Source organism: Bifidobacterium simiarum (genome assembly GCF_002802905.1).
Lineage (GTDB): Bacteria > Actinomycetota > Actinomycetes > Actinomycetales > Bifidobacteriaceae > Galliscardovia > Galliscardovia simiarum.
In genome coordinates this window covers 87,490-113,953 of record NZ_PEBK01000007.1, presented here as the reverse complement: position 1 = coordinate 113,953, position 26,464 = coordinate 87,490, and the positions used below count along the sequence as shown (strand labels likewise).

Here is a 26,464-nt window from a genome sequence, read left to right as displayed (position 1 = left end):
CGTCTGATAGTGGGAAATAATCCACTAATCGGCCGAATACCGGGCAAAGCGGCTGCGAACCGGAGACGCCGGCCGATAATCGGTGGTATATCCAAATATCGGCAGAACACCGCCATGCGGAACACACAGAAGGGAACAATCATGAGCGACAAGCTGGAAGAGGTGGCCACCGCCTACGCCCCCGCCGCACTGGGCGCCTACAGCCAGGCCGTGAAGGCGAACGGATTCGTCTTCGTCTCCGGTCAGCTGGGCATCGACCCGGCGACCGGCGAACTGGCCGGACCGACCGCCGGCGAACAGGCCGCGCAGGCGCTGAAGAACATCAAGAACATCCTCGACGCCTCCGGCAGCGCCATCGAGAACATCGCCCGCGCCACGATCTACCTGAAGAACGTCGACGACTTCAAGGAGGTGGACGCCGAGTACGCCAAGGTGTTCATCGGCTCCGTGAAGCCCGCCCGCGTGGCCTTCGGCGGCAACGACATCCCCAAGGGCGCCCTCGTGGAGATCGACGCCATCGCCGTCTCCAACGACGTCGACTGATTGACGCTGACAACGCATTGACCCCGCCGGATATTGCATCCGACGGGGTCAATCGGTTTCGGTGACGGGTGATCGGGCTCGCCGATCTGAGCCACCGATCGGGATCACCGAGGAACGATCAGCCGATCAATCAGTCAATCGGCTGATTATCCGATCACCCGACTGGTCACTTGAAATACGCGGTCTGCATGAAGTAGCCGTAGTTGGTGGCGTCGTAGTAGAACGGACCGCCGGAGTGCTGCACCAGACGATTGCGGCTCACATCCTCACGCACTCCTTGGAACCCGGCTTTCACGCCCCTCGGATACAGCGAATACACATGGACGTTGCCACCCCAGCCATTGGCATTCGGATCGAGGGTGATCTCGAAGACGCCCTTCGTGTTCATGTGGTTCATCACCGCGCCTCCGGAGGTGACGACATTGATCTGACGGTAACGCTTGCCGTTCTCGGTAATCGTGCAGTTCGTTGCCACAGACACCTTCCGTCCCGCACGGCTCGTGTACACTCCCTGCACCGGGGCGCAGGTGTTGATGTCATGGGCCGTGGCGTACCAGCCGATGCCCTCGGCCTTCCAGCCGGCACGCACCAGCATATTGTTCTCCGCCTTGTTGGTGGTGTAGTTGTGCGCGCCGGCCTTCTTCGCGCGACGGTTGTACTGGCGGTACACCGGCACGCTGCCGCCGGACTTCCAGCCGACGCCCTCATACTTCCATCCCTTGGCGATCAGCATGTTGCGCTCGGCCACGCTCATCGTGTAATGGTGATCGCCGGCGTGACGGTTGTACAGACGGTAGACGTTGCGGCCGGACGTCGGTGCCACCCAGCCGATGCCCTCGTACTTCCAGCCGAACCGTTGCAATCTAAAGCTCTCGGCATTGCTTGCGGTGTAGAAATGCTCGCCGCTGTTCGGATTGTACAGACGGTACATGGGCTGTTGTCCGCCGACGGTGGCCGCGCTCGCGGAATCGACGGTCAACCCCAGCGCCAGCATGGAGAAGATCGCGACCACGAAGGCCAGCAGGCGGCGTGAGCGATGTGATGTCATGATGAGCCTCACTTACCTCATTGTTGTTCTTGCTCTCCCTGCCATCTTAGGCACAAGGGGGTGCGATCGGAATACGCGACGCGGTGGTTCGCGCCGACTCGGCGAGGATTGCCGAAACCCGTTGCGAACACCGTCCTTCCCGTTTCCGCGGCCTACAATGGCAATCATGTTCCTCGTGCTGATGTTTGCGCTTACCGTCGTGGCCGCCGCGATCCTGACCGGCTGCGTGCGGCTCGGCCGCGCCCATCGCCACGATCCGCTGTTCGCGATCGCCTTCGTCGTCGGACTGGTCGCCTCCGTGGCCACCGTCGCCTTCCTCGCGATCTTTCTCTCCTACGCCATCGCTGCGCTCGCCGGCTGACCGATCGTCCTCCGGTACGATAGAGAGTCGGCAATCGTCGCGATCGCTATGACCATGCCCGAATCGACGGATCAACGGACGACGGATAGCGCGGACGGCACAGACAACGGATAGCACGGACAACACACAACACACGGACAACACACAACGGATTGAGCAGGCATGAGTGAGGCGAACAACGGCGGCACGGCCGCGAATACCGAGGAGATCGGTCTCGAACGCAAGATGGAATCTCGCCATCTGACCATGATCTCGCTCGGTGGCGTGATCGGCACGGGCCTGTTTTTGAGTTCCGGATACACGATCCAGCAGGCCGGTCCGCTCGGCGCGATCCTCGCCTACGCCATCGGATCGATGCTCGTCTACTTCGTGATGCTGTGCCTCGGCGAACTCTCCGTGGCCATGCCGTACGCCGGCAGCTTCCACCTGTACGCCAACCGATTCATCGGCCCCGGCACCGCGTTCACCATCGCGATTCTCTACTGGCTCAACTGGGCGGTGGCGCTCGCCTCAGAATTCACCGCGGCGGGACTCCTCATGCAACGCTGGTTCCCCGGCAGTCCCGCATGGGTGTGGAGCGCGGTGTTCATCGCGGTCGTCTTCGCGCTGAACATCCTGTCCGTACGACTGTACGGCGAATCGGAGTTCTGGTTCGCCTCGATCAAGGTGTTCGCCATCGTGGCGTTCATCGTCATCGGTCTGCTCGCCATCTTCGGCGCGATCCCGATCGCCGGATACGATCACGCGCCCCTGTTCGGCAACTTCACGGCCGACGGTCTGCTGCCCAACGGCATCGCGCCGATCTTCTCCACACTGCTCACCGTGGTGTTCGCGTTCTCCGGCACCGAGGTCGTCGGCGTGGCCGCCGGGGAGACCCGCGACCCCGGCACCGCGATCCCCAAGGCCGTGCACACCACGGTGCTGCGTCTCGCGATCTTCTTCATCGGCTCCATCGCCGTGATGGCCGCACTGATCCCCTGGCACAAGTCCGGCGTCGAGACCAGTCCGTTCGTGCTGGTGTTCCAGTCGATCGGCATGCCGTTCGCCGGCGACGTGATGAACTTCGTGGTGCTCACCGCCGTGCTCTCGGCCGCCAACTCCGGCCTGTACGTGTGCTCGCGCATGGTATGGTCGCTGGCCAAGGAACGGATGCTGCCGATGCGGCTCGCCAAGACCAACTTCCGCGGCGTGCCGGTGTTCGCCGTGATGGTGAGCATGGCCGGCAGCCTGCTCGCCCTGCTCTCGTCGGTGATCGCCGCAAGCACCGTGTACCTGGCGCTGGTGGCCGTCTCCGGTCTGGCGACGATCGTGGTGTGGGCGTCGGTGGCCGTCTGCCAGATCCGGTTCCGCCGGCAGTGGCTGGCCGAGGGGCACACCGTGGACGAGCTGGGATACAAGGCGCCCGGGTATCCGTTCGTACCGTGGGCGGCGATCGTGATGTGCGTGCTCGCCCTCGTGCTCGTGGTGCTCGACCCCTCGCAGCGCAGCACGCTGTACTACATGATCCCGTTCGTGGCGCTGTGCTACGGATTCCACTACGCCCGCGAGGCGTGGCGGAAGCGGCGGGGAGGCAGGCCGTAGTGTCAGTGCCGTCGGTAGACTTGGGAGAATGAGTCCTGAAGCGCTTAGTGTTCTGATCTACGAAATTGCCCAAGAGCTGGTCTCCTCCGAAATGGCCGGCTCCCTGACCCGCGATCTCATCCCCCCGGCCGAGAAGATCGCCGTGATGCGCCCGAAGGATCGCGCGCACGGCGACTGGGCCACCAACATCGCCATGCAGCTGGCCAAGAAGGCCGGCATGAAGCCGCGTGATCTGGCCGAACTGTTCGCCAAGGAGCTGCCGAAGTCCGAAGGCGTGAAGTCCGTCGAGGTCGCCGGCCCCGGCTTCATCAACATCACCCTCGACTCCGCCTCCTCGGCCGCGGTGGTGGACGCCGTGCTCGCCGCCGGCGACTCGTTCGGCTTTAACGACCATCTGGCCGGCAAGACCCTGAACCTCGAATTCGTCTCCGCCAACCCCACCGGTCCGATCCACATCGGCGGCACCCGCTGGGCCGCGGTGGGCGACTCCATGGCCCGCGTGCTCGAGGCCAACGGCGCCAACGTGGTGCGCGAATACTACTTCAACGATCACGGCGAGCAGATCAACCGCTTCGCCAAGTCCCTCGTGGCCGCATGGGCCGGCGAGGAGACCCCGGCCGACGGCTACAAGGGCGCCTACATCGAGGAGATCACCGAACGCGTGGTCAAGGAGGCGGCGGCCGACGGCGTCGACCTCAACGCCCTCGAACGCGTGGACGGCGGCGTCGACAAGGACGGCAACCCGCTGGGCGAAGGCGATTCCGAGCTGCGCGAGGAGTTCCGCAAGCGCGCCGTGCCGATGATGTTCGACGAGATCCAGAAGTCCATGAAGGAATTCCGCGTGAACTTCGACGTGTGGTTCCACGAGAACAGCCTCTACCAGGACGGCGAAGTGACCCGCGCCATCGAGGAGCTGCGCCAGCGCGGCGACATCTTCGAGAAGGACGGCGCCACCTGGTTCGCCTCCACCAAGCACGGCGACGACAAGGACCGCGTGATCATCAAGTCCAACGGCGAGTACGCCTACTTCGCCGCCGACATCGCCTACTACTGGAACAAGCGCCACCGCACCGTGAACCCGGCCGACACCGCGATCTACATGCTCGGCGCCGACCACCACGGCTACATCGGCCGCATGATGGCCATGTGCGCCGCGTTCGGCGACAAGCCCGGCGAGAACATGCAGATCCTCATCGGCCAGCTGGTCAACGTGATGAAGGACGGCAAGCCCGTGCGCATGAGCAAGCGCGCCGGCAACGTCGTTACGCTCGAGGACCTCGTCGAGGCCGTCGGCGTGGACGCCGCCCGCTACTCGCTGGCCCGCACCGACTACAACCAGAGCGTCGACATCGACCTCAACCTGCTCGCCAGCCACACCAACGAGAACCCGTTGTACTACGTGCAGTACGCGCACGCCCGCTCCTGCAACGTGGACCGCAACGCCGCCGCGGCCGGAGTCACCACCGAAGGCGCCGATCTCGCCCTGCTCGACACCGAGGCCGACGGCGATCTGCTCGCCGCGCTCGCCCAGTACCCGAGCATGCTGTCGCAGGCCGGAGACGGTCGCGAACCGCATCGCGTGGCCCACTACCTCGAGGACCTCGCCGGCCGCTACCACAAGTGGTACGCCGCCGAGCGCGTGGTGCCGATGGCCCTCACCGACGCCGAGCAGGCCCTGCCCGAAGCGGACCGCAAGGTCCTGGAGATCGCCAAGAACCCCGAACCGGCCCGCGCCGCCGCCCGACTCAAGCTCAACGACGCCGCCAAGCAGGTCATCGCCAACGGCCTCGCCCTGCTCGCCGTCACCGCCCCGGAGAAGATGTGATCATGGCCATTTCACCGATCTGGCCCAAGGCCACTGCCATCGACGGCGACGGAGCGATCACCTTCCACGGCCGCACCGCCGAAAGCCTGCTCGAGGAGTTCGGCTCCCCGCTCTACCTCATCGACACCGACGAGGTGAACGACCGCGCCCGCCACTTCGTGCGCGCCGCGGCCGAGGCGTTCGGCAACGCCACCACCCATGTGAGCTTCGCCGGCAAAGCGTTCCTCTCCAAGCGCGTCGTGCGCGAGGTGATCGACGCCGGCATGCTGGTGGACACCTGCACGATGGGGGAGATGCGCATCGCGCTCGCCGCCGGAGCCCCCGGCCGCCGTCTGGTATTGCACGGCAACAACAAGTCCGACGAGGAGATCGCGCTCGCCGTCGAACAGGGATTCGCGAAGATCGTGGTGGACGAGCCGGGAGAACCGGCCCGTATCGCCGAGATCGCGCATCGGCTCGGCAAGCGCGCGCGGGTGATGCTGCGCGTGACCTCCGGCATCCACGCCGGCGGCCACGAATACATCTCCACCGCCCATGAGGATCAGAAGTTCGGCGTGCCGCTGCTGCCCGCCGGAGCCGACGCCTCCGTGCTTGACGTGCTGGAAACGCTGGGATCGCTGGATCATCCGACTGATACGGAGTTCGACCACCCTCAGTCGGCGGTGCCGACAGCTCCCGCCGGCGGGAGCTCGGGCGCAAAGTCTGCGGACGAGAGCGAGCCGAAGATCGGCCAGAACTCCCCGTACGCCCTGCACGACGACGCCTCCGACGCAGACAAGGCCCTGCTGCCCGCGTTCAACGCCGTGGCCTCCGGTCCGGCCATCGCCGTCCTCAAGGACATCCTCTCCCGTTCCGACGATCTGGAACTGGTGGGCATCCACTCCCACATCGGCTCCAACATCCATGACGCGAACGCCTTCATCCAGGCCGCCAAGCGCATGATGCTGCTGCGCCGCACCTTCTACGCCACCGACGCCTACACGCTGCCCGAGGTCGATCTCGGCGGCGGCTACTCCGTCGCCTACACCGACGGCGAGGATTCGATGGACATCGACGTCGAGCTGCGCCGACTCGGCGACGCGGTCACCGCCGTCAACCGCGCGCTCGGTATGCCGGCCCCAGCCATCAGCTTCGAGCCCGGCCGCTACATCGTCGCCCCCGCGGGCGTGACCCTGTACCGCGTCGGCACGATCAAGCCGGTGCATCTCAATGATGCCAAGGATTCCGCGGGCAATCCGATCGACGAACGCGTGTACGTCTCCGTCGACGGCGGCATGAGCGACAACATCCGCCCGGCACTGTACGGAGCCGACTACACGGCCCGTCTGGCGAACCGCCACGGTTCCGACGAGACCATGCTCGCCCGCGTGGTGGGCATGCACTGCGAGTCGGGCGACATCGTGGTGCACGAGGTGCGTCTGCCGCGTGATCTGTGTCGCGGCGACGTGCTGGCCGTACCGGTCACCGGCGCGTACGGCCGCACCATGGCGAGCAACTACAATCAGGCGCTGATCCCCGCCGTGGTTGCGGTGAGCGAGGAGGGTGCGAGCGTGATGCTGCGTCGCCAGACCATCGACGACCTGCTCGACCTCGATCAGGACTGACCGGATCGGGGGCAGAAACCTCTTTGCCTTCCCCTCGAGGGGAAGGTGGCCGGCGAAGCCGGACGGATGAGGTGACGGTCGGAGAGGATTCGCGGTCACCTCATCAGTCAGCTGCCGCTGACAGCTTCCCCTCAAGGGGAAGCCGGGGATCGGGCCGTTACCATCGCTGACAGCTTCCCCTCAAGGGGAAGCCGGGAAAGATTAACGGTCGCCGTTATCCTGCCTGTCGCTTTACGACCGTAGGATGAATGAGGTTGTATTTTTGCGGGCGGGACGCCTATCCGTATGACACTGCGCATGGGCGGTCCCGTCCGTCAGGATCGAGACACATCGAGACATAAGGCATCGTCGTCGGGAAGGACGCACACATGGTAGAGAACGCGGTAGAGAACGTGACCCCCATTCGCGTGGCACTGCTGGGAGCCGGAACGGTGGGTTCCGCCACCGCCCGTCTGATCGTGGAGCAGCAGGAGGAGCTGGCCCAGCGCATCGGCCGTCCGCTCGAGCTCGTCGGCGTGGCCTGCCTCGACCCCAGCGAGGTCAACGTCCCGTGGATCGACAAGTCGCTGCTCACCACCGACACCGCCGGTCTGTGCACCAAGGCGGACATCGTGATCGAGCTGATCGGCGGCACCACCGCGGCCTACACCTTCGTGATGAAGGCCATCGAATCCGGTGCCTCCGTGGTCACCGCGAACAAGGCGCTGATCGCCAAGTACGGCCCCGAGATCTACGCGGCCGCCGAAGCCCATCACGTCGACTTCTACTTCGAGGCCGCCGTGGCCGGTGCGATTCCGATCGTCCGCCCCCTGCGCGAATCCATGGTCGGCGACAAGATCACCAGCATCATGGGCATCGTCAACGGCACCACCAACTACATCCTCGACGAGATGACCACCAAGGGCCTCGACTTCGACGTGGCACTCAAGGACGCGCAGGCCAAGGGCTACGCCGAAGCCGATCCGACCGGCGACATCGAGGGCGAGGACGCCGCCAACAAGGCCGCGATCATGTCGTCCCTCGCCTTCCACACCGACGTGCGCATCGACGACGTGGCCGTCGAGGGCATCACCCAGATCACCGCCGACGACATCGCCGCCGCCACCGCCGAGAACAAGGTCATCAAGCTGCTCGCCGTGTGCGAGAACACCGAGGCCGGCATCTCCACCCGCGTGTACCCGGCGCTGATCCCGAACGAGCACCCGCTCGCCAGCGTGCACGGCAGCTTCAACGCCGTGTTCGTCAAGGCCGAGGCCGCCGACGACCTGATGTTCTACGGTCGCGGTGCCGGCGGCGCCCCCACCGCCTCCGCCGTGGTCGGCGACGTGGTGACCGAGGCCCGTCACATCACCCACGGTTGCGTCGGCCCGGTGATCCCGATGTACGCGAACCTGCCGAAGGCCCCGCTGGGCGTGGGCAAGTCCGCCTTCGCCGTGCGTTTCGTGATCCACGACAAGCCGGGCGTGCTCGCGGCCATCGCCGAGGAGTTCGCCAAGCGCGGCCTGTCGATCAACGGCGTGAACCAGGATCTCAAGCCCACCCTGCACGAGCCCGGATACAGCGGCGAACTGCAGCAGCTGCGTCTGGTCACCCATCTGTGCGAGGAGAGCACGCTGCGCGAGGCCGTCGAAGCCGTCAAGCAGCTCGATTTCACCACCGACGAGGTCACCATCCTGCGCGTGCTCGACTGACCGCAGCAAAGACGGCAAAACCGCAGCACACACTGACCGCAGACGGTACGCGAAGACAAGAGGAGAGTCACAGAAGCATGAAGTTCGCCACCGATGCCGTGAAGGTTACCGTTCCCGCCACCAGCGCCAATCTCGGACCCGGCTTCGACGCCGTGGGACTGGCGCTGGACGTGCGCGACGAACTGCATTTCGAACTGCTGCCGAGCAGCGACGTCGAGATCGAAATCCACGGCGAGGGCGAGACCACGCTGCCGCGTGACGATCGTCATCTGGTGATCCGATCCCTCCGCCGGGCGATGGAGGAGATCGGACTGCCGCAGACCGGCGTACGGCTGACCGCGATCAACCGCATTCCGCAGGAGCGCGGCATGGGATCGTCGGCCGAGGCGATCGTCGCCGGCGTCTCCGCCGCGGCCGCGTTCGCGGGGCTGGGCGACGAGGCACGCGACTTCATCTTCGATCTCGCCGCGCACATCGAAGGCCATCCCGACAACGTGGCCCCGGCCGTCTACGGCGGCATGACCGTCTCCTGGGATTTCGAGCCGTCCCGCGAGGTCCCGGTCATCGACTCTCCCGTGCTCAAGGCCCGCACCGTGGTCTCCCCAACGGACGGTACGGCGTCGTTCCCCGGATCGGCCGAACCGTTCAAGGGCGGATACCACACGGTGAACTACCGGGTGGGCGAGCGGATCAACGCCTGGGTGTTCGTGCCCGACTTCAAGCTCTCCACTGAGGAGGCCCGTCACGCCCTGCCGACCGACGTGCCCCGCACCGACGCCGTGTTCAACGTCTCCCGCGTGGCCCTGCTGCCCGCGGCGATGGCCGCCGATCACGGCCGCGACGTCAACGCCATGCTGTTCTCCGCCACCGCCGACACGCTCCACCAGCGGTACCGCAGTTCGCTGATGCCGCAGTCCTGGGAGCTAATGACCTTCCTGCGCGCCAACGGCTACGCCTCCACGATCTCCGGCGCCGGCCCCTGCGTGCTCGTGCTGCACGACGGCGACGATTCCGCCGCGTTGCGCGATCTGCTGGATTCGCGCTGGCTCGCCGGCGGGCACTGGCGGATGCTGCACCCGGCGATCGACCGTAGCGGCGTGCTGTACGAGGCGGAGGGGTGCTGACCTCAGCCCGCGTCTGATCCGCCGGGGTCGGACCGGCTGATCTGGTCGGTGTGGTCGGTGTGGTCGGTATGGTCGGTATGGTCAGACCGTTCGGTCGGTATAGTTGGACCGTTCGGTTGGTGTGACCATCTGCTACGGTGGTTAGTTCGCATACCGTACATACCCGATACGTTTGAAGAAAGTCGTTCCATGTCCATTCCACTGATTCTCGCGTCGAAGTCCAAGGCGCGCCGCGACGTGCTGTTCCATGCGGGAATCCGCGCCACCATTCGCGTCTCGCACGTCGATGAGGCGGCCGTGGTGGCCAGTACTGCCGCGCAGCGCGGCATTGCCGTGGACGAGATGACCACCGAGGATCGCGTGCCGCTGCTGGCCCGGGCGAAGGCCGCGGCCGTCTACCGCGAATACATGGAGATTTCGGCCGCCGCCGCGCAGGCGACCGGCGAAATGCACGTTTCGTACCCGCTGACCGACGGATTCGGCACGGTGGCCGAGGTCAAGTCGGTGCACGAGGCCATCGAGGAGCATGAGGGACTGACCGACGCCAAGGTCGGGCCACTGATCATCGGCTGCGATTCGATGTTCGAGCTCGACGGCGTGCCCTACGGCAAGCCGCATACCGAGGATCATGCGCGCGAGCGTCTGCGGATGATGCGCGGACGCACCGGCACCCTGTGGACCGGTCATTGCGTGATCGACGCCGCCACCGGCCGCATGGTGAGCCGCGCCAGCCACGCCGAAGTGACGTTCTGCGATTTCTCCGACGACATGATCGAGCGTTACATCGCCACCGGCGAGCCGCTGGAAGTGGCCGGATCGTTCACGCTCGACGGGTTCGGCGGCGCGTTCATCGACCGCATCGAAGGTGACCCGAGCGGCATCATCGGCCTGAGCCTGCCGCTGGCCCGTCAGCTGGTCGAGGAGCTGGACATCGACTGGACCGATCTGTGGAACATGGACCGCGAAGAGCAGCAGGAGCACAGCATTCCGGTGTCCGTGTTGAAGTCGATCGGGGCCACGCCGCCCAAGGAGAACGTGCACCAGCCCGGCGACGGGTTCATTGACTGCGCCTGCGGGCACAAGCACTGGGGACTCAACGGCGCCTCCGGCGTGCTGCTGGCCAGGCGTAACCCCGAAACCGGCGAGGTGACGCATGTGCTCATGCAGCATCGCGCGCTGTGGAGTGCCGAAGGCGGCAAGTGGGGCATTCCGGGAGGCGCGACCGCCGACGGCGAGAGCCCGCTGGAGGGTGCGCTGCGAGAAAGCTTCGAGGAAGCGAACATCCGTCCGCGCGACATCGACGTGGTCGGTTCGTACATGGAGGACCACGGCCCGTGGGGCTACACCACGGTGTTCGCGTTCGAAAAGCCCGGGCATGAGGTGCAGCCGCATGCCAATGACGACGAAAGCCTTGAGGTGACGTGGGTGCCGATCGACGAGGTCGGCAAGCTCCCGCTGCTCACCGCCATGAAAACCGACTGGCCCCGCTTCGAGGAGCGCCTGCGCAAGATCAGCCGCCAGACGTTCTGAGTGGTGCGTTTTCGGCGGGCTCTGGTGTGCCACCCTCAGTCCGTCTGTCGGCGTCCAGCTCCCGACGTGTTGTGCGACGCATGGCCGTGGGGCCATGCTGCTATGGACGGTCCACCGGACCGTCCATCCGGCGGGAACACGTTTCGCATAAGAGGTTGGGAACATGATTTTGCCCCCGCTGGACGAACAGTCCGGTGGACTGTTCGTGGCAGTACGCCCTCACGGGCGTACGTCGCACAAGACGTCGGGGGCTGTCGGCGGAGCCGACTGGGGGTGGTCAAGCGGTCTTCGTTCGGCCACCCCACCCGGCTTGCGCCGGGAGCCCACGCCAGCGGGGGCCCGTTGTTTGGCTTCCCCCGCCGGGGGAAGCTGGCGGCCGTATGGCCGTCTGATGAGGGGTCTTGGGATTCCATCCTGTGGTGCGGTTTGACTCGAGGGCTGAGTACCTACCTTTGCCATTGCCAATTCGGATTCTGGTAGCTGAACCATTCGGATTTTGGTAGCTGAAATATTCGGATTATTGTTGTTGAGGAATTCGGATTTTGGTAGCTGAACCATTCGGATTTTGGTAATAGTGATATTTCAGGTAAGGAACGGCAGCGTATATGGCTGAGAGAAGTGGCGTCGGCGTTGCTCCGGCTGAGTATCGTCCGCGTATCGTGGATGCGCAGATCGAACGTTATATGCGCATTTTCGGCGCGGTCGAGATTACGGGGACCAAGTGGTGCGGCAAGACATGGTCGGCTCGGGCGCACGCTTCCAGCATTACCTATGTGGATCGTGGAAATAATCTCGCGGCTGCTTCAGCCGATCCGTCCCTGATGCTGATTGGGGATGTTCCGCATGTCATTGATGAATGGCAGTTGGCTCCGGCCATCTGGGATGAGGTGCGGCACGGTGTGGACGACAATCCGTCCACCAAGGGGCAATGGATTCTGACCGGCTCATCTACGCCCTTGCACGATCGAACTCCCCATCACAGTGGCGCCGGCAGAATCGGACGTATCCGCATGAATCCCATGACCCTGTCCGAATCAGGGTTGTCTTCGGGAGAGGTCAGTCTTTCCGGTCTGTTCGAGCACAGGTTTCAGGCCGCAAAATCTCCTACCGATACTCGTGCGATATTCGATGCCGTGTGTCGAGGGGGATGGCCGGAAAGTCTGGGAATGGACGTTTCGGATGCGCAGACGCTTATTCGAGAATACATTCGGCTTACTTTGACCGAGAGCGTACCCAAGCAAGGCAAGAGCGCGGATGTGGGCAGACGACTGTTGGCCTCACTTGCTCGTAATCTCGGTCAGTCGGTCACATATAGGACTCTTCGTTGTGACATGTATGGCACGGAGGAGAATCTTGACGATTTGATCTCCGATCGGATGGTATCCGAGTACGTCGCCATGTTTGAGGACATGTTTTTGATCGATAGCGTGCCGGGATGGGTGCCTGCCGCTCGTGATCCGAAGCGGTTGAGGACCAAGCCGCGTCGATATTTTGCGGACCCGTCCATTGCCGCCTCCGTTTTGGGCATGAATCCGCAGGCGATGCTGGAGGATTGGCAGACATTCGGATTCCTGTTTGAGAACCTATGCATACGCGATCTGCTGGTGTACGCGCGTGCGTTGCCTGATGTTGGCATGGAACCCGTTCGGTACTATCATGACGATTCCGATCTGGAATGCGACGTGATCATAGAGCTGGCTGATGGACGTTGGGCAGGCATCGAGATCAAGACCAGTGAGGACAAAGTCCCTACGGCGGCGACGAATCTGAACCGCATGCGGGCGAAATTGCTGGGCAATCCTGCCGCCAGAACGCGAGAGCCCGAGTTCCTCGCCGTGCTTGTCGGCATCGGCGAGTTCGCCTATCGACGCGATGACGGTATCTACGTCATTCCGATCGGCACGCTCGGCGCCTGAGGGGCGGGTGTACCGATCGTATTGGTGATCCGGATTGTTGCCGTTCGATAGTTATTTTCGTGATTAATGGCGAAAAAATTTAGATATCGATATCGTCGGGAGCGGCCGAAGCACCCGTCGGTACCGCCGTGCTGTCTCGAATGATGAGTTTTGCCGGCAGGACGATATGCGGTTCCGACACCTTGCCGTCATGCTCTCGCGCCTCGAGGATCATGTCGATGGCCTTCTTCGCCATCAGGTCGAACGGCTGATCGATGGTGGTCAGCGCGGGGGCCATGTATTTCGACGGATAGACGTTGTCGAATCCGACGACCGAAAGATCCTCGGGAATCCGGATGTTCCGCTCGTGCGCGGCCTTGTAGACGCATACCGCGGAAAGATCGTTGAAGGCGAAGATGGCGGTGGGACGGTCCGGTCGATCCAGCAGTTCGCAGGCTGCGTGGTACGCAGGTTCCGCCTGATAGTCGCCCCTCGCCGTGGGCAGATCCTCCCATGCCAGACCCGCGTTGCTCATGGCGGCCGTATATCCGGCGAATCTGGCCAGCGATGACTGTGTGTTCTTCGGTCCGGTGAGCGTGCCGATGTTGCGGTGGCCGAGCCTCAGCAGATGATTCGTGGCGTTGAATCCCGCGGACCAGTTGTCGATGCCGACGGTGCAGTACCGGTCCTCCACTTCTTCGATCGGATCGAGGATGACGAACGGAATGCTGCGTGAGACCAGCAGATTCTTGGCGTGGTCCGAAACCGCGCTCATCATGATGATGACGCCGAGCGGATTGCGGTCGAGCAGTCCCATCAGGGCGTTGTCGGTTCCCTCGTCGCCTTCGCCGACCTCGGTGATGGTGATGCCGATGGGCTTGTCCTTGACCTGGAACGCGCAGGCCCGGGTGATGGCGATGGTGCCGTTGTTGGCCATATGCGTCATCACGATTTCGATGGTGTTGGTGATCTTCGTGCTGGACAGCGGCTTGGAGAACCCGACTTCGTCAAGGACTTTTTCGATCTTTTCGCGGGTCTTGTCGGAGACGTCCCCGCGACCGTTGATGACCTTGGATACGGTGGTGATGGACACCCCGCACATGCGCGCGATGTCCGATACGAGGATCTTACGTTCCGACGAAGCCAATGGTTTCCCTCTCGTTGTGATGTCGCGTCCGTGCGGACGCGTTTTCATTGTATCGGCCTGAAGAAAACGCAACATTAAAATTGTTCAGTAAATTTCGCAAGAAACGGCGCAAATTTCGAAAAAAGCGTGTATAGTGTGAAGTGCTTCACAAAACAAGCGAACCGTACAGGCGAAGGAGCCATTCCAATGAGCAGATTTACCGCAGTGAAGACGTTCGATTTCCGTTTCCCGACGTCGAACACCCTGTCGGGTTCGGACGCCATGAACCCGGATCCGGACTATTCGTCCGCCTACGTGGAGATCCACACCGATGCCGACGATGGCGTCAAGGGCATCGGTTTCGTGTTCACGATCGGCCGCGGCAACGACGTGGTGTGCAAGGCCATCGAATCCATGGGCGACCGACTGATCGGCATGGAGGTCGAGCCGCTGCTGGACGACATGAAGAAGGCGTGGAACCTTTTCGTCCATGATTCCCAGCTACGCTGGCTTGGTCCGGAGAAGGGCGTGGAGCATATGGCCATCGGCGCGGTGCTTTCGGCCCTGTGGGACATCAAGGCCAAGCGCGCCGGCAAGCCGCTGTGGCGTCTGCTCGCCGAGATGGAGCCCGAGGAACTGGTCTCCACGCTGGACTTCCGCTACATGACCGATGCCCTGCGCCCCGAGGAGGCCGTCGAGATCCTCAAGGAAGGACAGAAGGGCAAGGCCGAGCGCATCGAGAACCTGCTCAAGGTCGGATACCCGGGTTATTCCACCGCGGCCGGCTGGCTCGGCTACTCCGATGAGAAGATGGTGGCCCTGGCCAAGGAGGAGTCGCAGGTCAAGGGCTTCAAGCAGATCAAGCTCAAGGTCGGACAGAACGTGGACGACGATCTGCGGCGTCTGGCTTTGGCCCGCGAGGCCATCGGCCCGGACGTGCGTCTGGCCGTCGACGCGAATCAGGTGTGGGACGTGCCCACCGCCATTGAATGGATCAACCGCTTCCATGAGTTCGATCTGGCTTGGGTCGAGGAACCCACCAGCCCGGACGACGTGATCGGACACGCGACCATCGCCCGCGCCATCAACCCGATTAAGGTGGCCACCGGTGAGCAAATGCAGAGCCGCATCCTGTACAAGCAGTATCTGCAGGCCAACGCCTTCGGCATCATGCAGATCGACGCCACCCGTGTGGCCGGACCTCAGGAGATCGTGCTTGAATACCTGCTGGCGAAGAAGTTCAACAAGCCCGTGTGCCCGCACGCCGGCGGCGTGGGACTGTGCGAGGCGGTGTGCCACTTCGCGATGTTCGACTACGTGGCCGTTTCGGGCACGATGGACGGTCGCATGATCGAGTACGTGGACAACCAGCACGAGCACTTCGTGCACCCCACGGTGATCAAGAACGGCAACTATGTCGCTCCGACCGCGCCGGGCAACGGCACCGAAATGACGCTGGAGACCGCGGAGAAGTACCTGTACAAGGGGTGATCCGTCGACTCCGGACACCAGACGTGGGACCGCCGTCATTCTTCCGAAACGATTGCGGACGGCGGTCCCGCCCCAAGTTTTCCATAACTGAATATCGATAACTGAACCCGCCGGCTCCGACCGGCATGGCAATGCAAAGTATCAACAATCAACAATCAACGCTGCTTGTTAATGGCGTACCCATTAAACGCAGAATAAGGAAGGACAAGGAAGTTCCCATGGATCTGCATCTCGAAGGCAAGGTATTCATCATCACCGGCGGTCTCAAGGGCATCGGCAAGGGCATCACGTTCCAGCTGGCCCGCGAAGGCGCCACCACGGTGATTCTCGACCGCAGCGCCAACGTCGTCGAAGAGTACAAGAAAGAGATCGAGCCCATCAGCAAGGGATACGACATCCACATCCTCGACCTCAACGACACCGACAAGATCGCCCCCATCGTCGAAGAGACCTACAAGAAGTACGGGCATATCGACGGCATCGTCAACAACGCCGGCGTCAACGATAACAAGGCCTTGGAGACCACGTCGTGGCAGGAGTTCGAGAAGTCCATCCACGGTAACCTCACCCATTACTACGAGCTGGTCCATGCCGCGGTCGGCTATCTCAAGGAGAGCCATGGCGCCGTGGTGAACATCACCTCCAAGACCGCGCTCACCGGTCAGGGCAAGACCAGTGCCTACGCCGCCGCCAAGGGTGCGATTCTGGGTCTGACCCGTGAATGGGCCGCCGCGCTGGTCAAGGATCGCGTGCGCGTGAACGCCATCGTCGTCTCCGAATGCTGGACTCCGCTGTACGCCGACTGGATCAAGACCTTCGGCTCCGAGGAGGAGCAGCAGGCGCGACTCAAGGTCATCACCGACAAGATCCCGCTGGAACACCGCATGACCACCACCGAGGAAATCGGCAACGAGGCCGCCTTCCTGCTGTCCGACCGTTCCTCGCACACCACCGGTCAGTGGGTGTTCGTCGACGGCGGCTACGTCCACCTCGACCGTGCCCTGAGCTGATCGAACCGATCTTCGGCATCGGTGATATTCCGGAGCCGAGTCCCACGCCGCAAGGCGTGCCTATTCCCAACGATCGTCGCTGTTGCCTTTCCGTGATCGTTGAGTGGCTTCATCGGCCCCGAAATTGGGTCAGGGGCCGATGAAGTCGTTTTCAGAGACGAAAACATCCAATCATTTCATGCTTGCATAGAAGAAATTTAAGGAGTCGATGATGACATCCACTACGAATGTTGCCGCTCCGGAGAAGAATACCACAGGTTCCAAGGCGATGATCGCCATCGTGCTGGTCACCTCGCTGTTCTTCATCTGGGGTCTGACGATGAATCTCGTCAACGCACTGAACTCGCCGTTCGGCAACTATATGGAATTGAGCAGTACGGAATCGTCGCTGCTGCAGGTGGCCTACTACGGCGCCTACTTCGTCATGGCCATCCCGGCCGGCATCATCGCCAAACGGTTCGGCTACAAGGGAGGCGTGATCTCCGGCCTGTTCCTGTTCGCGGTGGGTTCGTTCATCGTGATCCCGGCCACCAGCAACGCCAGCTACGGCCTGTTCCTGTTCGCCATGTTCGTGATCGCCCTCGGTGCCGCGTCGCTGGAGACCAACTGCAACCCGTACATCACCAAGCTCGGCAACGAGAAGGGCGAGTCGTTCCGTCTGAACATGGCCCAGAGCTTCAACGGTGTGGGCAACATCGTCGGTCCGCTGATCCTCGCACAGATCCTCTCGCAGACCATCGCACCCGGAAAAGAAGGATTCGATGAGGCCAAGACCAAGTTCCTCAGCGATACCCAGCACATCTACATCGTCATCGGCATCGTGCTGGTCGTCGTGCTGCTCGTATTCGCGTTCTTCAAGCTGCCGACGCCTCCGGGCGACGAGGAGGAGGCCGAATCCGGTGCCAGCGGCGACGCCTCGTTCTTCGGACTGCTCAAGCGCCCCTACTTCGCGCTCGGCGTGCTCGCCGAATTCATCTTCATCGGTTTGCAGGTCGCCGGCATGGCCATGTTCTCCGCCTATGCGCTGAAGCATTGGGGTCCGGGCGTGACCGCCGGCCTGGCCGCGACCATGCTGTCGATCCTCTCCCTGCTGTTCACCATCGGCCGTTTCGTCACCACGCCGCTCATGGCCAAGTTCGATCCGGCGAAGATCCTCGGCGTATACATGACTATCAGCGCCGCGCTCATGTTCGTGGTGTTCCTCGGACTGGGCAAGATCTCCGTCATCGCCTTCCTCGTGGCCTACCTGTTCATCTCCATCGGCTACCCGACGATCTTCTCGCTGACGCTGAAGGGGATCAAGGGCTCCGCGGCCAAGACCGGATCCTCCGCACTGGTGATGAGCATCGTCGGCGCGGCCCTCATCCCGCTGCTGCTCGGCGTCATCCAGGACGCCGCCGGCATCGAGATCGCCCTGCTGGTTACGGTCCCCGGATTCCTGTACCTCGCCTGGTATGCCTTCTGGGGCTCCAAGATCGGTCTGAAGGAGGCCTGATCGATGATTTTCGGGCGGGCCGGTTTCCTTTCCTTCTGGCCCGTCCGATCCACTTCGAACCGATCGGACGGGATCCGATCCTCCGATCGATCACACCATATTCGTTCGTTCCGGCTTGTTCCGGACAATCAGAAGGACATTGACATGACACTGAACGTAGTGGACTCCCACTTCCACATCTGGGACCCGGCTGTGCAGAACCTGCCCTGGCTGGCCGGTCTGCCCAAGCTGCAGAACAAGTACACCATCGAGGATCTCGAGGCCGAATACGCGAAGTTCGGCGTGAACTTCCTCGGCGGCGTGTACGTGGAGGTCGACGCGGCCGACCACGAGCAGGAGGATCGCCTGCTGTATGAGAACAAGTCCCCGAAGATCCTCAAGCGCATGCTGCGAGTGACACTCAGCCCGACCATGCGCGTGCCGATCAACGCCGATGGCATCCGCGAGCCGCTGCACGTGGACTCCGAGCCCCGCGGTCGCTGTCTCGAGCCCTCGTTCATCGAGGGACTGCGCGCGATGGCGGCCAAGGGCATGCCGTTCGAACTGTGCAACCGCGGCGAGGAGCTGCCCGACATGGCCGAGGTCTTCGCTCAGGTGCCCGAGGTCACGGTGATTCTGGACCATCTCGGCAACGCCCCCGGCCTTGATGAGACCACGAAGCAGGCGCTGACCGATCTGGCCGCCCTGCCGAACTCGTACATCAAGGTCTCCGGCGACAATCCCGTCGACCCCGACATCGTGAAGTTCGTCCGTGACACGTTCGGCCCGAAGAAGGTGCTGTACAGCTCGAACTGGCCGGTCGTGGAACTCAACTCCACGTTCGCCACGCACTTCCAGCTCATGCTCGACACCTTCGGCGAGGACGAGGACTTCTTCATGAACAACGCGGTTCGGGCCTACGGCATCGAACTGTAGTCACACGTCGTCGGGCGGGTGCGGCATCAACCCCCACCCGCCCCGGCGATTCCATCACAAGGAAAGGGAAACCATGACCAATAGCGCAACCGTATTCTCCGGTGTGATCTGCCCATCGATCACCATCACCGACGATGATGGCAACATTGACTACGACCTGTGGGGACGGCATCTCGACCATCTCATCGAAGCCGGTGTCGACGGGGTGCTGGTGTTCGGCAGCATCGGCGAGTTCTACGCCTTCCCTCTGGAGGTGAAGAAGCAGGCCGTCGACTTCGTCGCCAAGCATGTGGCCGGTCGCATCAAGGTATTCGCCGGCGTGGGCGACACGAATCTCGACAAGGTCATTGACTTCGCCAAGGCTGCGGAGAAGAGCGGCGTGGATGCGTTGGTCGTCGTCTCCCCGTATTACTTCGGTCCTACCCCGGGAGCTGCGAAGGCATACTTCGGCGCGGTCGCCGGTGCGACCGATCTGCCGGTCATTCTCTACAACTTCCCGCCGCGTACCGGTTCGGATCTGACCCCCGAACTGGTGGCCGAACTGGCCTCCGAATACCCGACGATCGTGGGCATCAAGGACACGGTCGATACGATCAGCCACACCCGCAAGGTCATCCGCGCGGTGAGCGGGATCAAGCCGGACTTCGCCGTGTTCTCCGGATTCGACGAGTACTATCTCGTCAACCGCGTCTCCGGCGGCGCCGGCGTGATCTGCGGACTGACCAACGTGGAGCCGGAAACCTTCGCCAAGCTCAACAAGGCGTACGTCTCCGGTGATTACGCCACGGCGATCGAGGCCGCCGAACGCATCAGCCACCTTATGGCTATCTATGATTGCGCCGATCTGTTCATCGCCGCGATCAAGGGTGCCGTGAAGGCCAAGGGTCTGCCGATCAGCACGCTGATCCGCGAGCCCGCCGTGCAGCTCACCGAGGATCAGTACGCCAAGATTCAGGCACTGCTCTGATCCATTATTTCGTCAATATCAATCAGACACATCACTCAACAAGGAGCAAAAACAATGGTCTACAGGATGATTTTCAACCAGACGGCGTACTTCGGTCGCGGCGCGATCAAGGAGATCCCCGAGGTCGCGAGGAAGCATGGCTTCAGGAAGGCGTTCGTGGTGACGGACCCGGTGCTGGCCGATCCCAAGGTCGGTACCGCCCAGAAGGTGTTCGATGTGCTGGACGCCGCGGGTCTGCCGTACGAGGTGTTCACGAACGTGAAGCCGAACCCGCCGGTGGAGTGCATCCAGGACGGCGTGCTGCGGTTCAAGGCGTCGGGCGCGGACTTCCTGATCGGTCTGGGCGGCGGCTCGCCGCAGGATACGTGCAAGGGCATCGGCATCGTGACCGCGAACCCGGAGTTCGGCGACGTGCTCTCCCTTGAGGGCGTGGCGGACACGAAGAACCCCTCCGTGCCGATCTTCGGCGTGCCCACCACCGCCGGCACCGCGTCGGAGACCACCATCAACTACGTGATCACCGATACCCCGAACAAGCGCAAGTTCGTGGCCGTGGACCCGCACGACATCCCGATCGTCGCGTTCGTGGACCCGGACCTGACCGACGGCATGCCCCGGGGCCTGAAGGTCGCGACGGGCCTGGACGCGCTGACCCACGCCATCGAGGGCTACATCACCCCGGGCGCGTGGAGCCTGTCGGACGCGCTGTCGCTGCAGTCGATCCGCATGACCGCCGCGAATCTCGCCAAGTCGGCCGAGGGCGACGTACCGGCGGGCGAGCAGATGGCGTACAGCTCGTACATCACGGGCATGGCGTATTCGAACGTGGGCCTGGGACTGGTACACGGCATGGCGCATCCGCTGGGCGGGCGCCTGGGCGCCGCGCACGGCGTGGCGAACGGCATCCTGCTGGCCCCGGTGATGGACTACAACAAGGACTACACGGGCGAGAAGTACCGCGACATCGCCGACGCGTTCGGCGTGAAGGACGCGTACGCGATGCCGTTGGAGGAGGCGCGTGACGCGGCCGTGCAGGCGGTGCATCAGCTGACCGTGGATCTGAAGAACCCGACGAAGATTTCCGAGGTGGGCGCCACGGAGGCGGATCTGGCGCCGCTGGCGCATGACGCGTTTAATGACGTGTGCACGCCGGGCAACCCGAGGAAGGCGACGGAGGAGGACATCCTCACCATCTACAAGAGCCTCATGTGATTGAAGACCTGCTGTCATACGCCGGCGATGTCGTCATGATCGCCGGCGCATATTACTTCTGATTCCTGCGCTGACAAAGCGGGGCCGTGCCAACGGCTCCGCTTTTTTTGTTGTGGTTGTTGTTGTGATTCCCGCCGTGAGCAGCGGATGCCGGTTTGGATGAGATGATCCGAAAGCGCAGTTTAGCCGGGGCTTATCGCCGCGCTTCGATGGATCGGAGTGTAAGAATCCGGTTTTTGCGGTCCGATCCATCGGGATTCGCCGATATTCGATGGATTGGAGTGCAGAATACGCGATTTTGCGGTCGAATCCATCGCAATCCGGTTTTCGTGATTTCCGGATCGTTGAAATCATGCGGTTCTTCGGTCCCGTGTCTCGATCCGGTGATGGATTGTAGTGCGAAAACCGCGATTTTGCGGTCGCTCCATCGAGATCGTCCGGTGTTCGACGGATCGGGGCGTGAAAACCGCGATTTTGCGGTCGAATCCATCGCCGGCGAAATCCCGCCAGCGGGCCCTAGTCGTGTTGCTTTTGGATAGGGCTCGGCCCAAATCCTCAGCATCCTCAGCTGAGCAAAAACGCGACGATGGCGATGAAAATCGGCGAGGTCATGGTGCTCAGTAGGATGCCGTCGCGCGCGAAGGTGAGGCCCACGTTGTACCGGGCCGCGTAGTTATACACGTTCTGGCCGGTCGGCAGGGCGGCGAGTACCACGCAGGCGTACAGCGTGGCGCCGCGGAAGCCCATCACGAAGTAGGCGAGCAGGAACGCGATCACCGGCATGACGATGTTCTTCAGCACGGCCACGGTGATGGTGGCGGTGCGGTCGCCCTTCTGCTGCATCGGCCGCGTGCCGTGCAGCGACATGCCGAACGCCATGAGGATCATCGGCACCGCGGAGTCGCCGATCATGTCGATCGGGTCGAAGATGAACTTCGGCACCGGGAAGTAGCCGATCTTCGCGGTGATCGCCGAGACGAGGATGCCGGCCAGCGAGCCGATCAGCAGCGGCTGGTGCAGCGGCTGCTTGGCGATCTCCTTCACCGTCACCTTGCCCTTGGTGGTCACGTCGAGCACGGTGAGGCCGACCGGCGTGAAGATGGCCTGCTGCATCACCAGGATCGGGGCGACCAGCGCCGGATTGCCGAGAATATAGGTGGCGATCGGCAGGCCGATGTTGTTGGAATTGAGGTACAGCGAGTTCAGCGCGCCGATGGTTGCGTCGGCCGCACCCATGTGGAAGAACAGCCGGTTGAGGATCAGGAACACCACGCCGACCAGGAACGCGGAGAAGAACGCCACGATGATCGAGGAATGGAAGATCTCGAAGATCGGCTCCTTGGACAGGATCGCGAACATCAGACACGGGCTGGAGACGAAGAAGCTGAACTTGTTCAGCACCATCTGGGCGCTCGGCCCGCCGATGCGCATACGGGCGGCCACGTACCCCACGGCGATCACGATGCCGATCACGCAGAATCCTTGCATGGCACTCAGCAAACCCGGCATATGACACTCCTCCCGATCGACAACCCCACCAATACTGCCACACCGTCCGTAATAGGGCGCCGGTGTTTCCATTGATGGCCCGATGGGTGACGGCCCGGTGATGATCGGTCGACGGCCCGGTGATGATCGGTCGTCCGCCCCGACACGGTCCGACATCGAATTGTCGGACGGCGACAACGTCCGATAAGATGGGACGGTCCGATCTGTGAACGCTAACAGCACCATGTTTCCAATGATCACCGCGATCATCCGGTCCGTAGAGACCGACCGATGGGCGAATGGGGACTGAGGGTCGCCGGACGACAGTGGCTGTCGCACGGTTTCCGGGTGCGGGGGATCGGGTCGGATGATGTGCAAGGAGTAGTGACTATGACCGGTAAGCGTGTATCGATCTTCGAAGTGGCCAAGGCCGCAGGTGTTTCCCATCAGACCGTTTCCAGGGTGATCAACCATTCGCCGAACGTCTCGCCGGCCACCCGGGCCAAGGTGCAGGCCGCCATCGACGAACTCGGCTACCGGCCGTCCGGCGCCGCCCGCGCGCTCGCCACCAACCGCACCCGTACGATCGCGCTGATCGCAGGAGGCATGAGCTACTTCGGTCCGTTGTCCACCATCAGTTCCATCGAGGACATGGCCCGCAAGCACGGGCTGTACGTGTCGATCGCCATCATGAACGATCACGAGTACACGCAGGAGGCGTTCGAGCAGGTGGCGAACGCCTGTCTCGATCAGGGCGTGGAGGCGTTCGTGTTCGTCGCGCCCACCGACCCGATGGTCGAGGCCGCGCTCAAGGCCCGTCTTCGCGTGCCGCGCGTGATCCTCACCTCCTCACACGGCGCGGTGGACGTGGAGCCGTATACGGCCAAGGATCCGACCATCGCCGTCCTTGGCATCGACCAGTGGAGCGCCATGCGAGACATCGTCCGTCATCTGTCGTCGCTGGGTCATCGTCGCGCACTGTATCTGGCGGGGCCGTCCGAGTGGCGTGACGCCGAGACCCGCCGGATCGCATGGCTGGAGGAGAGCGCCAAGGCCGGGCTTGATACGCAGGTGATCGATCTGACCGACTGGGGGTCGTCGCTGGCCTACGACACGTTCAACGCCTATCTCGATTCGCTGGACGATCCGAAGCGGGATCTGCCCACGGCGATCGTGGCGGCCAACGACCTGCAGGCCATGGGCGTCAACCGCGCCCTGTTCGAGCATGGGATCCGCGTGCCGCAGGACGTGAGCCTCATCGGATTCGACGACATGCCGGCCGTGTGCAACTCCATTCCGCCGATGACCACGATCCACCCGGATTTCTCCGGTCTCGGCGTGGCGGCGATGACCGCGCTGTTCGCCCAGCTGGGCGCCGACGGCCGGATTCCGGCGACGTCGGCCGTGAAGGGATCGGGCGCCGGCGGGAACGGTGTCGCCGGTGCGGACGGTGCAAATGGTGCGGACGGTGCCGGCTCGCCGTCGCTCGACGAGCTGCCCGTCATCCACGGCGTGAAGGTGTCGCGGGCGCGGATGGTCGTGCGCGATTCCACCGCCGAGGCCGCGCGGTAGTCGCCGGGGTCGTGCGGGGATCGGCGTGTTCGACTCCGGTCATGGGCCGGATGCCGGTCGGCGATCGACGTCGGTCATAGGCCGGATGAATGACCGTGCATATAACAATTGAATAACGTGACGGAAAAATCCGGGTTTTCGTTGCGTCGTGCGGGTGTCGGGATGTACGATGGTAACCAGAATGTGAGCGTTCACAATCTGTGATTCCGACGAGACGCCCGCACGCTCCGCAAGGGGTTGGCGAAGGCGCAACGATGACGTTGGCACTAACGGTGGCGATTGCATTTCGCGTCGCCCGAAGACCGATCAAAGGAGTAAACGCATGAGTGATGCTTCCGAGATGGATATCTCAGGAATCGTAGAGAAGATTCGCGCCGGCAAGACCTCGCTGGGCATCGAATTCGGATCCACCCGAATCAAGGCCGTGCTGATCGACGACAACTACAACACCATCGCCTCCGGCGACTACCAGTGGGCCAGCCACCTCGAAGACGGCCTGTGGAGCTACTCGCAGGAGGAGATCTGGAAGGGCCTGCAGAGCGCCTACGGCGCCATGGCCTGGGACGTCGAGCAGGCCTACGGCGAAAAGCTCACCCGCATCGGCCACATCGGCTTCTCCGCCATGATGCACGGCTACCTCGCCTTCGACAAGGACGGCGAACTGCTCGTGCCGTTCCGCACTTGGCAGAACACCAACACCCACGAAGCCCACCTCAAGCTCTCCGACCTGTTCCAGTACAACATCCCCGAGCGCTGGAGCATCGCGCACCTCTACCAGGCCGTGCTCAACAAGGAAGAGCACGTCGGCAAGGTCGCCTACTTCACCACCCTCGCCGGCTACGTGCACTGGAAGCTCACCGGTAAGAAGGTGCTCGGCGTCGGCGACGCCTCCGGCATGTTCCCGATCGACCCCACCACCCACACGTGGGAGAAGGAACTGCTCGCCAAGTTCTCCGCACTGCCCGAAATCGCCGCCCAGCCGTGGAAGATCGAAGACCTGCTGCCCGAACCGCTCGTCGCAGGCACCCCCGCCGGAGAACTGACCGCCGAAGGCGCCAAGCTGCTCGACCCGTCCGGCAACCTCCAGCCCGGCATCGTGCTCGCCCCGCCGGAAGGCGACGCCGGCACCGGCATGGTCGCCACCAACTCCGTGCGCGTGCGCACCGGCAACGTCTCCGCCGGCACCTCCATCTTCGCCATGGTCGTGCTCGAAAAGAAGCTCGCCCGCCTGCACCCCGAAGTCGACCTCGTCACCACCCCGGCCGGCGACCTCGCAGGCATGAGCCACGCCAACAACTTCACCTCCGACCTCAACGCGTGGGTCGGCCTCTTCGGCGAATTCGCCAAGGCCATCGACCAGCCCGTCAACACCGGCGCCCTCTACGGCACCCTGTTCCGCCTCGCCATCAGCGATCAGGCCGACGCCAACGCTGGAGGCCTCCTCAACTACCCGTTCCGCTCCGGCGAATTCCTCGCCGGCCTCGAAGAAGGCCGTCCGCTGTTCGCCCGCAGCCCCGAAGCCCACATGAACCTCGCGAACTTCATGCGCGCCCAGCTGTTCAGCGCCTTCAGCCCCGTCAAGATCGGCATGGACGTCATGACCAAGGATGAGGAAGTCAAGATCGACTCCCTCGTCGGTCACGGCGGCATCTTCACCACCCCGAAGGTGGCCCAGAAGATCCTCGCCGCCGCGTTCGACACCCCGATCAAGGTCATGTCCACCGCCGCCGAAGGCGGAGCCTGGGGCATGGCCGTGCTCGCCGACTACCTGTGGCACACCCCGTGGCCGCTGGCCGACTACCTCGACCAGCGCGTCTTCAAGGACGCTCAGTCCACCACCGAAACCCCGGACCCCAAGGACGTCGAAGGCTTCGAAGACTTCTTCGCCCGCTTCCAGTCCGGACTCGCGATCGAAAAGAGCGCCGTGCGCAACATCGATCTCGAAAGCAAGTGATTGTTCGCAGATTGTTCGCAATCGAAAGGAAA

At 63.1% G+C, this 26,464-nt stretch carries 20 protein-coding genes; 17 read left to right on the top strand and 3 right to left on the bottom strand.

The features are described 5' to 3' along the window. Positions 1–141: 141 nt before the first annotated feature. Complete coding sequence (locus CSQ87_RS08070) at positions 142–543, top strand: Rid family detoxifying hydrolase (RefSeq protein WP_100513365.1); 402 nt, start codon at positions 142–144, stop codon at positions 541–543. A 166-nt stretch (positions 544–709) separates the two neighbouring features. Here CSQ87_RS08070 and CSQ87_RS11035 read toward each other — a convergent pair whose 3' ends face one another. Then, complete coding sequence (locus CSQ87_RS11035) at positions 710–1,591, bottom strand: hypothetical protein (RefSeq protein ID WP_207761119.1); 882 nt, start codon at positions 1,589–1,591, stop codon at positions 710–712. 157 nt (positions 1,592–1,748) lie between these two features. Between CSQ87_RS11035 and CSQ87_RS08060 the strand changes: the two genes are divergently transcribed. From CSQ87_RS08060 to CSQ87_RS08025, 8 genes are all read left to right on the top strand, one after another. Further along, on the top strand, positions 1,749–1,952 hold the full coding sequence (locus CSQ87_RS08060; protein ID WP_133122376.1) for a hypothetical protein: 204 nt from the start codon (positions 1,749–1,751) through the stop codon (positions 1,950–1,952). A 162-nt stretch (positions 1,953–2,114) separates the two neighbouring features. Next, entirely contained in the window at positions 2,115–3,533 is a 1,419-nt protein-coding gene (locus CSQ87_RS08055; RefSeq protein WP_100513363.1) for an amino acid permease, read from the top strand. Between the two features lie 28 nt (positions 3,534–3,561). Beyond that, positions 3,562–5,358, top strand: a complete 1,797-nt coding sequence (argS, locus tag CSQ87_RS08050; RefSeq protein ID WP_100513362.1) for an arginine--tRNA ligase — start codon at positions 3,562–3,564, stop codon at positions 5,356–5,358. A 2-nt stretch (positions 5,359–5,360) separates the two neighbouring features. After that, positions 5,361–6,962 (top strand): diaminopimelate decarboxylase family protein, encoded by a 1,602-nt coding sequence (locus tag CSQ87_RS08045; protein WP_100513361.1) that lies wholly within the window; start codon positions 5,361–5,363, stop codon positions 6,960–6,962. 368 nt (positions 6,963–7,330) lie between these two features. Continuing rightward, on the top strand, positions 7,331–8,653 hold the full coding sequence (locus CSQ87_RS08040; protein WP_100513360.1) for a homoserine dehydrogenase: 1,323 nt from the start codon (positions 7,331–7,333) through the stop codon (positions 8,651–8,653). Between the two features lie 77 nt (positions 8,654–8,730). Then, entirely contained in the window at positions 8,731–9,777 is a 1,047-nt protein-coding gene (gene thrB / locus CSQ87_RS08035; RefSeq protein WP_100513359.1) for a homoserine kinase, read from the top strand. A gap of 189 nt (positions 9,778–9,966) precedes the next feature. After that, on the top strand, positions 9,967–11,307 hold the full coding sequence (locus CSQ87_RS08030) for a Maf family nucleotide pyrophosphatase (protein WP_100513358.1): 1,341 nt from the start codon (positions 9,967–9,969) through the stop codon (positions 11,305–11,307). A gap of 605 nt (positions 11,308–11,912) precedes the next feature. Next, positions 11,913–13,223, top strand: coding sequence for an ATP-binding protein (locus CSQ87_RS08025; RefSeq protein WP_100513357.1), 1,311 nt, complete (start codon positions 11,913–11,915; stop codon positions 13,221–13,223). Positions 13,224–13,302: 79 nt separating this feature from the next. Here the strand turns inward: CSQ87_RS08025 and CSQ87_RS08020 are convergent, their stop codons facing one another. After that, the gene (locus tag CSQ87_RS08020; protein WP_100513356.1) at positions 13,303–14,349 is read right to left on the bottom strand and encodes a LacI family DNA-binding transcriptional regulator; all 1,047 of its coding nucleotides are present in this window, start codon (positions 14,347–14,349) and stop codon (positions 13,303–13,305) included. Positions 14,350–14,535: 186 nt separating this feature from the next. Between CSQ87_RS08020 and CSQ87_RS08015 the strand changes: the two genes are divergently transcribed. From CSQ87_RS08015 to fucO, 6 genes are all read left to right on the top strand, one after another. Continuing rightward, the gene (locus tag CSQ87_RS08015; protein ID WP_100513355.1) at positions 14,536–15,819 is read left to right on the top strand and encodes an enolase C-terminal domain-like protein; all 1,284 of its coding nucleotides are present in this window, start codon (positions 14,536–14,538) and stop codon (positions 15,817–15,819) included. 218 nt (positions 15,820–16,037) lie between these two features. Then, positions 16,038–16,829 (top strand): SDR family oxidoreductase, encoded by a 792-nt coding sequence (locus CSQ87_RS08010; RefSeq protein WP_100513354.1) that lies wholly within the window; start codon positions 16,038–16,040, stop codon positions 16,827–16,829. Between the two features lie 211 nt (positions 16,830–17,040). After that, positions 17,041–18,324, top strand: coding sequence for an MFS transporter (locus CSQ87_RS08005; protein WP_100513353.1), 1,284 nt, complete (start codon positions 17,041–17,043; stop codon positions 18,322–18,324). A 144-nt stretch (positions 18,325–18,468) separates the two neighbouring features. Then, entirely contained in the window at positions 18,469–19,239 is a 771-nt protein-coding gene (locus CSQ87_RS08000) for an amidohydrolase family protein (RefSeq protein ID WP_100513352.1), read from the top strand. Between the two features lie 73 nt (positions 19,240–19,312). Beyond that, complete coding sequence (locus CSQ87_RS07995; protein WP_100513351.1) at positions 19,313–20,206, top strand: dihydrodipicolinate synthase family protein; 894 nt, start codon at positions 19,313–19,315, stop codon at positions 20,204–20,206. A gap of 54 nt (positions 20,207–20,260) precedes the next feature. Next, positions 20,261–21,418, top strand: coding sequence for a lactaldehyde reductase (fucO, locus tag CSQ87_RS07990; RefSeq protein WP_100513350.1), 1,158 nt, complete (start codon positions 20,261–20,263; stop codon positions 21,416–21,418). A 564-nt stretch (positions 21,419–21,982) separates the two neighbouring features. Here the strand turns inward: fucO and CSQ87_RS07985 are convergent. Continuing rightward, entirely contained in the window at positions 21,983–22,927 is a 945-nt protein-coding gene (locus CSQ87_RS07985) for an AEC family transporter (RefSeq protein ID WP_100513349.1), read from the bottom strand. A 369-nt stretch (positions 22,928–23,296) separates the two neighbouring features. Here CSQ87_RS07985 and CSQ87_RS07980 point away from each other — a divergent pair, with 369 nt between their 5' ends. Together CSQ87_RS07980 and CSQ87_RS07975 are read left to right on the top strand one after the other, a co-directional pair. Beyond that, complete coding sequence (locus CSQ87_RS07980) at positions 23,297–24,478, top strand: LacI family DNA-binding transcriptional regulator (protein ID WP_165776797.1); 1,182 nt, start codon at positions 23,297–23,299, stop codon at positions 24,476–24,478. A 322-nt stretch (positions 24,479–24,800) separates the two neighbouring features. Next, the gene (locus CSQ87_RS07975; RefSeq protein WP_100513347.1) at positions 24,801–26,432 is read left to right on the top strand and encodes a xylulokinase; all 1,632 of its coding nucleotides are present in this window, start codon (positions 24,801–24,803) and stop codon (positions 26,430–26,432) included. The last annotated feature ends 32 nt before the right edge of the window (positions 26,433–26,464 follow it).

What these genes read in the sequence shown, in the direction of transcription:
- CSQ87_RS08070 (WP_100513365.1), top strand. Translation starts at nt 142, where the DNA reads ATGAGCGACAAGCTGGAAGAGGTGGCCACCGCCTACGCCCCCGCCGCA.
- CSQ87_RS08010 (WP_100513354.1), top strand. Translation starts at nt 16,038, where the DNA reads ATGGATCTGCATCTCGAAGGCAAGGTATTCATCATCACCGGCGGTCTC.
- CSQ87_RS08000 (WP_100513352.1), top strand. Translation starts at nt 18,469, where the DNA reads ATGACACTGAACGTAGTGGACTCCCACTTCCACATCTGGGACCCGGCT.
- CSQ87_RS08015 (WP_100513355.1), top strand. Translation starts at nt 14,536, where the DNA reads ATGAGCAGATTTACCGCAGTGAAGACGTTCGATTTCCGTTTCCCGACG.
- CSQ87_RS08055 (WP_100513363.1), top strand. Translation starts at nt 2,115, where the DNA reads ATGAGTGAGGCGAACAACGGCGGCACGGCCGCGAATACCGAGGAGATC.
- CSQ87_RS11035 (WP_207761119.1), bottom strand. Translation starts at nt 1,591, where the DNA reads ATGACATCACATCGCTCACGCCGCCTGCTGGCCTTCGTGGTCGCGATC.
- argS (WP_100513362.1), top strand. Translation starts at nt 3,562, where the DNA reads ATGAGTCCTGAAGCGCTTAGTGTTCTGATCTACGAAATTGCCCAAGAG.
- CSQ87_RS08045 (WP_100513361.1), top strand. Translation starts at nt 5,361, where the DNA reads ATGGCCATTTCACCGATCTGGCCCAAGGCCACTGCCATCGACGGCGAC.
- CSQ87_RS07995 (WP_100513351.1), top strand. Translation starts at nt 19,313, where the DNA reads ATGACCAATAGCGCAACCGTATTCTCCGGTGTGATCTGCCCATCGATC.
- CSQ87_RS07985 (WP_100513349.1), bottom strand. Translation starts at nt 22,927, where the DNA reads ATGCCGGGTTTGCTGAGTGCCATGCAAGGATTCTGCGTGATCGGCATC.
- CSQ87_RS07975 (WP_100513347.1), top strand. Translation starts at nt 24,801, where the DNA reads ATGAGTGATGCTTCCGAGATGGATATCTCAGGAATCGTAGAGAAGATT.
- thrB (WP_100513359.1), top strand. Translation starts at nt 8,731, where the DNA reads ATGAAGTTCGCCACCGATGCCGTGAAGGTTACCGTTCCCGCCACCAGC.
- CSQ87_RS08040 (WP_100513360.1), top strand. Translation starts at nt 7,331, where the DNA reads ATGGTAGAGAACGCGGTAGAGAACGTGACCCCCATTCGCGTGGCACTG.
- CSQ87_RS08025 (WP_100513357.1), top strand. Translation starts at nt 11,913, where the DNA reads ATGGCTGAGAGAAGTGGCGTCGGCGTTGCTCCGGCTGAGTATCGTCCG.
- CSQ87_RS08060 (WP_133122376.1), top strand. Translation starts at nt 1,749, where the DNA reads ATGGCAATCATGTTCCTCGTGCTGATGTTTGCGCTTACCGTCGTGGCC.
- CSQ87_RS08005 (WP_100513353.1), top strand. Translation starts at nt 17,041, where the DNA reads ATGACATCCACTACGAATGTTGCCGCTCCGGAGAAGAATACCACAGGT.
- fucO (WP_100513350.1), top strand. Translation starts at nt 20,261, where the DNA reads ATGGTCTACAGGATGATTTTCAACCAGACGGCGTACTTCGGTCGCGGC.
- CSQ87_RS08030 (WP_100513358.1), top strand. Translation starts at nt 9,967, where the DNA reads ATGTCCATTCCACTGATTCTCGCGTCGAAGTCCAAGGCGCGCCGCGAC.
- CSQ87_RS07980 (WP_165776797.1), top strand. Translation starts at nt 23,297, where the DNA reads ATGACCGGTAAGCGTGTATCGATCTTCGAAGTGGCCAAGGCCGCAGGT.